This window comes from Alteriqipengyuania sp., from assembly GCF_964222115.1.
GTDB lineage: Bacteria > Pseudomonadota > Alphaproteobacteria > Sphingomonadales > Sphingomonadaceae > Alteriqipengyuania.
Map to the genome: position 1 here is coordinate 1 of NZ_CAXQBM010000073.1, position 8,241 is coordinate 8,241.

The window sequence follows — 8,241 nt, forward strand, 5'->3', positions numbered from 1 at the left end:
CGCTGCTGCTGTGCTACCGCTGCTGAGCGCACACGTTGCCCTATATCGAGGTGAAGAACCACACAGCACAGATCGAGCACGAGGCGACCACGAGCAAAATCTCCGACGACCAGCTGTTCTACGCACAGCAGCGCGGGCTGGACGAGGAAGCGGCGATCGCGCTGATCGTCAACGGCTTCGCCAAGGAAGTGCTGAAAGAGCTACCGATGGAATTCGCGGTCGAAGCGCAGAAGCTGCTGGCGATTAGTCTCGAAGGGAGCGTGGGGTGATCCAAGCGTATGTAACTTGTAATGTCGGGAACGATACCGCCGCCATCGACGAGCATCTTGTATTTCCAAGTCTGCCGCGGGTTGGCGAGTTCATAAGAGTTGGCTTTCCAGAGTATTATCACGAGATTCGCGTGCTCGAAGTCTCGCATCAGGTCTTCGCTGATCCAGATGCTCTTGAGCCGCTCAGCCCCTGCACTTTGAAATGCGAATTCCTTCGCACAGTTCATCATGACTGACCGCAAGACCCTCAATCTCCGGCCCGCATCCGAAGATGCCACCGCCCCCGCAATCAAGAAGAAGGGCCGCGGGTGGGAAATCTCGGAGAAGCGCCTCGACGCGCTGCATGATCGTGCGCGCGAGATGAAGCGGCATGCGAGCCCGGCGCACAAGGCGCTGGCGGAGAAGTTCTCGGGCGCCAATTTCGGGCGCTATTCCTTCACCCGCTTCGCGGTGGTCGGCAGCGCAATCGTCGATTTCAATTCGCACAATATGGGCATCGCCATCATCATCGATGAGGAAGGCGTCGACCCCGCCATCGCCAACCGGCGCGACAAGAGCCTGCAGGCGGTCGGTATCCGGGTGGTCCACGTCGCCGCCGCAGATATCCTTGCCGATATCGATGCGGTTCTGAAAACGCTCACAGAAGAAATGCGCGGTGCGATAGCGGACAAGCAGGAAGCGCGCCGCCGTCACGATGCCGCGCACCCGCGCCAGACCAGGCCCAGATACGACCGCGACGGGAACGGCCCGCCGCGAGCCCGATACCCCAGAGAACCAAGGCCCCGCGATTCCCACGCAGACAGGAATGATCGCGATGCATGACCTCGAAACACTCGCCCATGCCGAATTGCCCGGCGCAAATCGCGATCTTGCCGCGATGCAGGCGCTGGCGCAGCGTCTGGTCGAAACCGGCCAGACCGAAGCACGCCTTCGCCCACTTATGCGGAGCCTTGCGCGCGATCTCGAAGCCGCGCTCGCTGGCAAGGCCGCACCGTGGAGCGAGGCACGCACCCGGTTCGAAGCGCGCAAGCTCGCCCGGATGGCGCCAGCCGAGGCGGACCTACGCGATTCCGACGAGATTGCGGCTGAAGAGGGCTTCCATGCATTCGACCCGCCGCTCTCGTACGAAGAGAAGAAGCGGCTGGTCGTCACCCGGATTGCGATTGCCGGTGTCGCGGCAGCGTTGTGGACCGTCTGGATCGTTTCCCTCGGCGCGTCCGGCTCCGTGGCCTGGGACGGCGGTACCGGCCCTGCCCAGACGCAGAACCTTTTCGTCCTCTATGCCCCCGCGGTACTGGCGCTGCTCGCCACGCTGATCGCAATCACTCCTCCGCACGAGGGCGCTCGGCAGTGAAGACTATCTACACCGACAAGACCGGCTTTCTGCCGTGGGCATTCCTAGCGGTCGGCGTTGGTTGGGCCGCACTCGGCATTTGGGACGGCTGGCAGGAATTTGGATGGCGTGACGCAATCCGCGTCCTTGTTGGGTTCGTTTTCCTTGGATTTGCTGCTCGCCGTTTCCTCCAGATTCATCGCGCGAAAGCCGAAGGCCGCGACCACACAATTGTACGGATTAAGAATGCTTCAGATCGATAACCTCCACGCCGAAATCGACGGCACAAAAATCCTCAACGGCCTCTCGCTGTCCGTGAACGCGGGCGAAGTGCATGCGATCATGGGCCCCAACGGCGCGGGCAAGTCGACGCTCGCCTACGTGCTCGGCGGGCGGCCCGGCTACGAAGTGACCGAAGGTTCGGTGTTCTTTCGTGGTGAAGACCTGCTGGCGATGGATCCGCACGAGCGCGCGGCGGCGGGCCTGTTCCTCGGCTTCCAGTATCCGGTCGAGATTCCGGGCGTCTCGAACATCCAGTTCCTGCGCGAGGCGCTGAACGCGCAGCGCCGCGCCCGTGACGAGGAGCCTCTCAGCGGCGGCGATTTCCTGAAGCTCGCCAAGGAAAAGGCCGCGCTGCTCAAGCTCGACATGGAGATGCTCAAGCGCAACGTGAATGTCGGCTTTTCGGGCGGCGAGAAGAAGCGCGCGGAGATGGTCCAGATGGGCATTCTCGACCCCTGCTTTGCCGTTCTCGACGAAACCGACAGCGGGCTCGACATCGATGCGCTGCGCGTGGTCGGCGACGGGATCAATGCGATCATGCGGAGTCCCGAAAAAGGCGTGCTGCTCATCACGCACTACCAGCGGCTGCTGGACGTGGTGCAGCCCGATCGCGTTTCGATCCTGAGCAAGGGCCAGATTGTGCGCACTGGCGGGCCGGATCTGGCGAGCGCGCTGGAACGCGAAGGCTATGACGCGGTGATGGCCGATGCCTGAAGCCGCGACACTGCCAACCCGAAAGGACGAGGCCTGGCGCTATTCGGATGTATCGGCGCTGGAAGGCACTGCACCCGACACGTTCGAAGCGTGGGAAGATGTGCACGTGGCCGAGGGCGAGAGCTGGCGTGACCTGATCGTGCTCGACGATGCCGATGGCCTGACCATGCGACGGTTGCGGATCAAGTTGGAGAATGGCGCGCGGGCCGAACTTGCAGCGCTGGTCGCGGGCGGACAGCTCGGGCGGCTGGAGGTCGTGGTGTCACTGTCCGAGGGCGCGCATTTCGAGCTTGGCGGGATTACGTTGGGCGGTGGCGAGACCACGCGAGAGATCGTGACCCGGCTGGCGCACGAGAAGCCGGGCGCGACCAGCAACCAGACCGTGCGGTCCGTCCACTGGGGCAAGGGCACGGGCAATTTCCTCGGCCGGATCGATGTCGTGCGCGATGCGCAGAAGACCGACGCGGCGCAAAGCTTCAAGGGGCTGTTGCTGGAAAAGGGCGCCAGCGTGAACTCCGTGCCCCAGCTCGAAATCTTCGCCGACGATGTGCAGTGCGCACACGGCGCGAGCGTCGGCCAGCTGGACGAGAGCGCCCGGTTCTACATGGCGGCGCGGGGCCTGCCGCCCGAAACGATCCGCCGCCTGCTGGTGCAGGCTTTCATCGGCGATGCGACCCGCGAACTGGCGGACGAAACCACTCGCGAGATGCTGCTGGAAAAGGCGCTCGACAAGCTGGAAGAGCGCGGGGCATGACCATGCCGGTCGAGATTTCAGCCTCCGATGCCAAGCTCGGCGACAAAGCCGAATTCCCCGGCATGTTCACCGAGGATGGCAAGCGGTGGCATTATCTCGACAGCGCGGCGACCGCGCAGAAGCCGCAGGTCGTGCTCGATTCGATGGCTTGGGCGCTCGGCGAGGGCTACGCCACCGTCCATCGCGGCGTCTATTCGCGCAGCGCGAAGATGACGATGGGCTACGAGGCGGCGCGTCGCCGGGTCGCCGCCTTCATCAGCGCGCCTGCCGAGGAGTTGATCTTCACGCGCGGCGCCACGGAAGCGATCAACCTCGTGGCCTACTCTTACCCGGACAAGGGCCGCGTGCTGCTCAGTCAGCTGGAGCATCACTCGAACATCGTGCCATGGCAACTGGCGGGCTGGCAGGTCGATGTCTGCCCGCTGACCGAGGATGGCCGGATCGATCTCGATGCTGCCGAGGCGATGCTTACTCCCGAGCACACGATGGTCGCCTTCGCGCATGTCTCGAACGTGCTCGGCTCGGTGCTCGATGCGAAGCGTGCGGCAGAACTTGCGCATTCGGTCGGAGCGAAGCTGCTGCTCGACGGGTGCCAGGCCGCGCCGCGCCTGCCGGTGTTCGTCGACGAGATCGACTGCGATTTCTACGCGATGAGCGCGCACAAGATGTACGGGCCGACCGGCGTCGGCGCATTGTGGGGCCGCAAGCACCTGCTCGAGGCGATGCCCCCGTGGCAGGGCGGCGGCTCGATGATCGACAAGGTCACCTTCGACGAAACCACCTTCGCCCCACCACCGCAGCGCTTTGAGGCGGGCACGCCAGCGATCGCCGAAGCGCTCGCCTTTGCCGATGCGTGCGACTTTATCGACCGGATCGGGTTAGAGACGATCGAGGCGCACGAACGCGCGCTGGTCCGCCAGCTGCGCAGTGAACTCACCCGTATCCAGGGCGTGCGCGTGTTCGGACCCGAGGATGCGCTGGGCATTGTCTCGTTCGAGCTGCCGGGGGTTCACCCGCACGATCTGGGCACCATATTGGACGAAGAGAACGTGGCGATCCGCGCTGGCCACCATTGCTGCCAGCCGCTGATGGAGCACCTCGGCGTGCCGGGCACCGCCCGCGCCAGCTTCGGCGTCTATTCCGACGAGAGCGACATTGCTGCGCTGATGCGCGGGATCGAGCGCACGCTAAAGATTTTCGCCTGAGGATTGATGATGAGCGAAGAGAACGAGAAAGACTATATCGCGGCCCCGTCGCCGACCGAGCAGATGGTTGTGCCCAAGCCGCCGCGTGCGCGCGTCGAAGATGCGGTGGACCCCGATGCGGAGACGGCGGGTGAGAAATTGGCGCGCAAGCGCGATTATCTGGACGGGTTCCTGAAGAAAAAGCCCGAAGGCGCAGGCGAAACCGGCGCGGGCGGGGCCTTGCAGGAAGCGGTGATCGCCGCGCTAAAGGAAATCTACGATCCCGAAATCCCGGTCAATATCTATGATCTCGGGCTGATCTACGGCGTAGAGGTCTCCGAGGACAAGGACGTGATCGTCACCATGACGCTCACCACGCCGCACTGCCCGGTGGCCGAGAGCATGCCCGCCGAGGTCGAGATCCGCGCAGGCTCGGTGCCCGGCGTGCGCGATGCCGAGGTCAACCTCGTGTGGGACCCGCCGTGGGGCCCGGACAAAATGACCGATGAAGCCCGCCTCGAACTGGGGATGCTGTGAGCCCCGCTGGTCGTTCGTGTCGAGCGAAGGCGAGACACGGCAGCGCAACGGTTCTCGACTTCGCTCGAACCGAACAGATAGGTTTCGATTATGACTGAAGCAAAAACACGCGAACGGCCTGCCGCCGTGGTCCTCACTCCCGCCGCCGAACAGCGCGTGGCGGACCTGATGGCGAAGGCGCCCGACGATGCGATCGGGGTCAAGCTCTCCACGCCCCGGCGCGGGTGTTCGGGGCTGGCCTATTCGGTCGACTATGTGTCCGAAGAGCAGGCCTTCGACGAGAAGATCGCAACCCCGGGTGGCATCTTCTACATCGACGGGGCGAGCGTGCTCTACCTTGTCGGCAGCGTCATGGACTGGGTGGAAGACGATTTCTCGGCCGGGTTCGTGTTCGAAAATCCCAACGCCAAGGGTGCTTGCGGCTGCGGCGAGAGCTTTATGGTCTGAGGCCGAGAGGCTCCTACCTGCGTAGCGCCTTGGCGCAGGCGACCCGGTCCACGTCCAGCGCATCGCTCGCGCGGCGTGCGTCGACATAGGTTGCGGTCGGCTCGGCTCCCGGGGCCAGCGGATAGAGGAACACGTCGAGCACGCAGGCCTCGCCCACGAACTGCAATTTGCGTGCATCCCCTTCGATCACGTCGAGCCGGGCAGGGCCGAACGCCTGTTCAAGCTGGCTGGCGCGCGCACCGATCACGAATTCGAGCCCCCGGTCATTCATCACACGCGGCGCACGAAAGCCGCTCGGCAGGACGGGCGGCGGATCGGTGGGGGGCGGGGTGGTGACCCGCTCCGACGTGCCGACCCGGGGCTGGGTTGGTGGCGGTGTTCCTGCCCGCGTCGATGGGCCCGGTGCCGGTGTCGCACATGCTGCCACCAGCGGGACGAATGCGAGTGCTACGGCTGTCTTGCCGATCCTAATCTTCACGTAGTCGACCTTGTACCAGATGGGTGGCTGCCGCTGCACCGATGATCGGCGCGATGAAATTCAGCCCCGGAATGAAGAGCATGCCCGCGATCACGAGGCCGAGGGCAAAGCGTGTCCCGCGCCCGATCGGCGGGCGGTCCTTGCGGCTGTGCCGGTGGCGCAACCACGCCATGTCGCGCAGTTCGCGCCCCAGCAGCCATGCATTGACCAGCGCGAACAGCACTACCGTGCCGAACCCGGTCACCAGCAGGACCAGCGCGATCGGCAGGATCAGGATGTTGACGAAGACCACCCGCACAGCGCCCTTGAAGCTGAGCCACATGCTCTCGGCAAAGCCGATCCGCCGCGCGCTCTCCAGCGCTTGCGGGTAGTATTTCGCCTCGACCACTTCGACCACATCGTCGGCGAAGAACTGGATCGCGGCGAGCGCGGTGACGCGGAACAGCAGCCAGCCGCCGAAGAACAGCGCCACGAACAGGCCGATCGCGCCAAGGCCCTGCGAAACCTCTTCCGGCAGGTCGGCCATCAGCCAGCTCAGCCCGAAATATATGCCCGCGCCCAGTGCTGCGAACAGCGCGAGTGTCACCAGCAATGACTTGAGGAGCAGCCACAGGATTCGGTGGTCCGCCAGTTGCGCGAACGCACGGGCGAGCGAGGCGGGCAGCGACGTCATCGAAGACAGCTTGTCTTTCGCCTTTCGGGTCAAGTCAATCGCTTGCGCGCTGCATCGCCCTTGGCCACGGACCACTTGGGCGCTAGGCACCCCGCGCAACCTGCCACTTTCCAGCATCCCAAGGTGAACTTCTCCATGACCCAGCCCCGCTACGACGTGATCGCCATCGGCAACGCCATCGTCGATGTGATCGCCCCCGTAACGCACGACTTTCTGGTTGCTGAGGAATTGCCTGCGGGATCGATGCGGCTGATCGACGACGAGCGCGCGGTCGATCTCTATGCGAAGATGGGCCAGGCGACCGAGATTTCGGGCGGCGCGGCCGCCAACACGCTGGCTGGCGCCACCATGCTGGGCCTCAAGACCGCCTTTATAGGGCAGGTCGCGGACGACCAGCTGGGCGAGATCTATCGCCACGATCTGACCGCGGTGGGGGTCGACTTCGACACGCCGGCACGCGCCGGCGATCCGCATACCGGGCGTTGCCTCGTGCTGGTCGATCCCGATGGGGAGCGAACGATGAACACCTCGCTGGGTGCGTCGCAGTTCCTGCCCGCCGAAGCGATCGACGACGAACTGATCGGCAGCACGCGCGTGCTCTTCCTCGAAGGCTACCTGTGGGATCCGGCGGAGCCGCGCGAAGCGATGAAACGTGCGATCAAGGTTGCGCGCGCGGCGGGCGTGCAGGTTGCCTTCGCCACCTGTGCCGATTTCTGCGTGCACATGCATGGCAAGGATTTCCGCGCGATGATCGACGACGGGCTGATCGATATCCTGTTCGTGAACGAGGAAGAGGCGGGCATTCTGGAGGGCTCCGATCCCGATGCGGCATTCGAAAGCCTCGCGAAGGACGTACCGCTGGTGGTGATGACACGCGGCGCCGACGGCGCGATTGCGGCGCGCGGCAATGAGCGCGCGAAGGTTTCGCCGGAGCCGGTTGCGCAGGTGAAGGACCTGACCGGCGCGGGCGACCTCTTCGCCGCCGGTTTCCTCTCGGGCTATTGCCGCGATGCCTCGCTGGAAGAGAGCCTTGTGCGCGGCGCGGTCGCTGCGGGCGAGGTTATCTCGCACTGGGGCGCACGGCCCGAAGCGGACTTGCAGGCGATGGTGGCGAAACGGCTGGGTTAGACCCGGCCTCCCTCCCGCTCGACTTCGCGCCAGCCGATATCGCGGCGGCAGAAACCATCGGGGAAGGTGATCGCGTCGACCGCTTTGTAAGCGGCGGACTGCGCCTCGGTTACGCTGCTCCCGCGTGCAGTCACATTCAGGACGCGACCGCCGCTGGCCACGAGCGCCCTGCTATCGTCCAGCGCAGTACCCGCGTGGAACACCTTTGCGCCATCTACTTCGGCATCGCCTAACGCGATCGAACCGCCCTTCTTCGGTGTGCCGGGATAGCCTTCCGCCGCCATGACCACGGTCAGCGCAGTATCGTCCGAGAAGCGCACCGGGTCGGCGGTCGCCAAATCGCCTGTCGCGCAAGCCTTCAACAGCTTGGCAAGATCGCCCTCGAACCGCATCATCAGCACTTGGCACTCGGGATCGCCGAAGCGGATATTGTACTCGACCA

12 protein-coding genes and 1 pseudogene are annotated in these 8,241 nt (G+C 64.6%); 10 read left to right on the forward strand and 3 right to left on the reverse strand.

Annotated features, from left to right (window positions below):
• Positions 1-26 precede the first annotated feature (26 nt).
• From ACEQXE_RS11615 to ACEQXE_RS11655, 9 genes and pseudogenes are all read left to right on the forward strand, one after another.
• Positions 27-269, forward strand: a pseudogene (locus ACEQXE_RS11615) (SufD family Fe-S cluster assembly protein); the annotation flags it as partial.
• 228 nt (positions 270-497) lie between these two features.
• Positions 498-1,091, forward strand: a complete 594-nt coding sequence (locus ACEQXE_RS11620) for a DUF559 domain-containing protein (RefSeq protein WP_370179516.1) — start codon at positions 498-500, stop codon at positions 1,089-1,091.
• Positions 1,084-1,623 (forward strand): hypothetical protein, encoded by a 540-nt coding sequence (locus ACEQXE_RS11625; RefSeq protein ID WP_370179518.1) that lies wholly within the window; start codon positions 1,084-1,086, stop codon positions 1,621-1,623. Before ACEQXE_RS11620 ends, ACEQXE_RS11625 begins: the two co-directional genes overlap by 8 nt.
• Entirely contained in the window at positions 1,620-1,865 is a 246-nt protein-coding gene (locus ACEQXE_RS11630; RefSeq protein WP_370179520.1) for a hypothetical protein, read from the forward strand. Before ACEQXE_RS11625 ends, ACEQXE_RS11630 begins: the two co-directional genes overlap by 4 nt.
• Positions 1,849-2,598 (forward strand): Fe-S cluster assembly ATPase SufC, encoded by a 750-nt coding sequence (sufC, locus tag ACEQXE_RS11635; protein WP_370179522.1) that lies wholly within the window; start codon positions 1,849-1,851, stop codon positions 2,596-2,598. The genes ACEQXE_RS11630 and sufC overlap by 17 nt, the downstream gene beginning before the upstream one ends.
• On the forward strand, positions 2,591-3,352 hold the full coding sequence (locus tag ACEQXE_RS11640) for a SufD family Fe-S cluster assembly protein (RefSeq protein ID WP_370179524.1): 762 nt from the start codon (positions 2,591-2,593) through the stop codon (positions 3,350-3,352). The genes sufC and ACEQXE_RS11640 overlap by 8 nt, the downstream gene beginning before the upstream one ends.
• Positions 3,349-4,557: an aminotransferase class V-fold PLP-dependent enzyme gene (locus ACEQXE_RS11645; RefSeq protein ID WP_370179526.1), complete on the forward strand. Its 1,209-nt coding sequence runs from the start codon at positions 3,349-3,351 to the stop codon at positions 4,555-4,557. Before ACEQXE_RS11640 ends, ACEQXE_RS11645 begins: the two co-directional genes overlap by 4 nt.
• 9 nt (positions 4,558-4,566) lie before the next feature.
• Positions 4,567-5,073 (forward strand): SUF system Fe-S cluster assembly protein, encoded by a 507-nt coding sequence (locus ACEQXE_RS11650; RefSeq protein WP_370179528.1) that lies wholly within the window; start codon positions 4,567-4,569, stop codon positions 5,071-5,073.
• A 90-nt stretch (positions 5,074-5,163) separates the two neighbouring features.
• On the forward strand, positions 5,164-5,520 hold the full coding sequence (locus ACEQXE_RS11655) for a HesB/IscA family protein (RefSeq protein ID WP_370179530.1): 357 nt from the start codon (positions 5,164-5,166) through the stop codon (positions 5,518-5,520).
• 13 nt (positions 5,521-5,533) lie between these two features.
• On the opposite strand, the gene ACEQXE_RS11660 is transcribed toward ACEQXE_RS11655, so the two are convergent.
• The gene (locus ACEQXE_RS11660; protein WP_370179532.1) at positions 5,534-5,998 is read right to left on the reverse strand and encodes a hypothetical protein; all 465 of its coding nucleotides are present in this window, start codon (positions 5,996-5,998) and stop codon (positions 5,534-5,536) included.
• Positions 5,988-6,671, reverse strand: coding sequence for an EI24 domain-containing protein (locus ACEQXE_RS11665; protein ID WP_370179534.1), 684 nt, complete (start codon positions 6,669-6,671; stop codon positions 5,988-5,990). The genes ACEQXE_RS11660 and ACEQXE_RS11665 overlap by 11 nt, the downstream gene beginning before the upstream one ends.
• A gap of 135 nt (positions 6,672-6,806) precedes the next feature.
• On the opposite strand from ACEQXE_RS11665, the gene ACEQXE_RS11670 reads away from it, so the two are divergent.
• Positions 6,807-7,799, forward strand: coding sequence for an adenosine kinase (locus tag ACEQXE_RS11670; protein WP_370179536.1), 993 nt, complete (start codon positions 6,807-6,809; stop codon positions 7,797-7,799).
• Here the strand turns inward: ACEQXE_RS11670 and ACEQXE_RS11675 are convergent.
• Positions 7,796-8,241: phosphoribosylglycinamide synthetase C domain-containing protein (locus ACEQXE_RS11675; RefSeq protein WP_370179537.1), on the reverse strand; the 446-nt coding region annotated here is incomplete at its 5' end. The two genes, ACEQXE_RS11670 and ACEQXE_RS11675, sit on opposite strands and share 4 nt — an antisense overlap.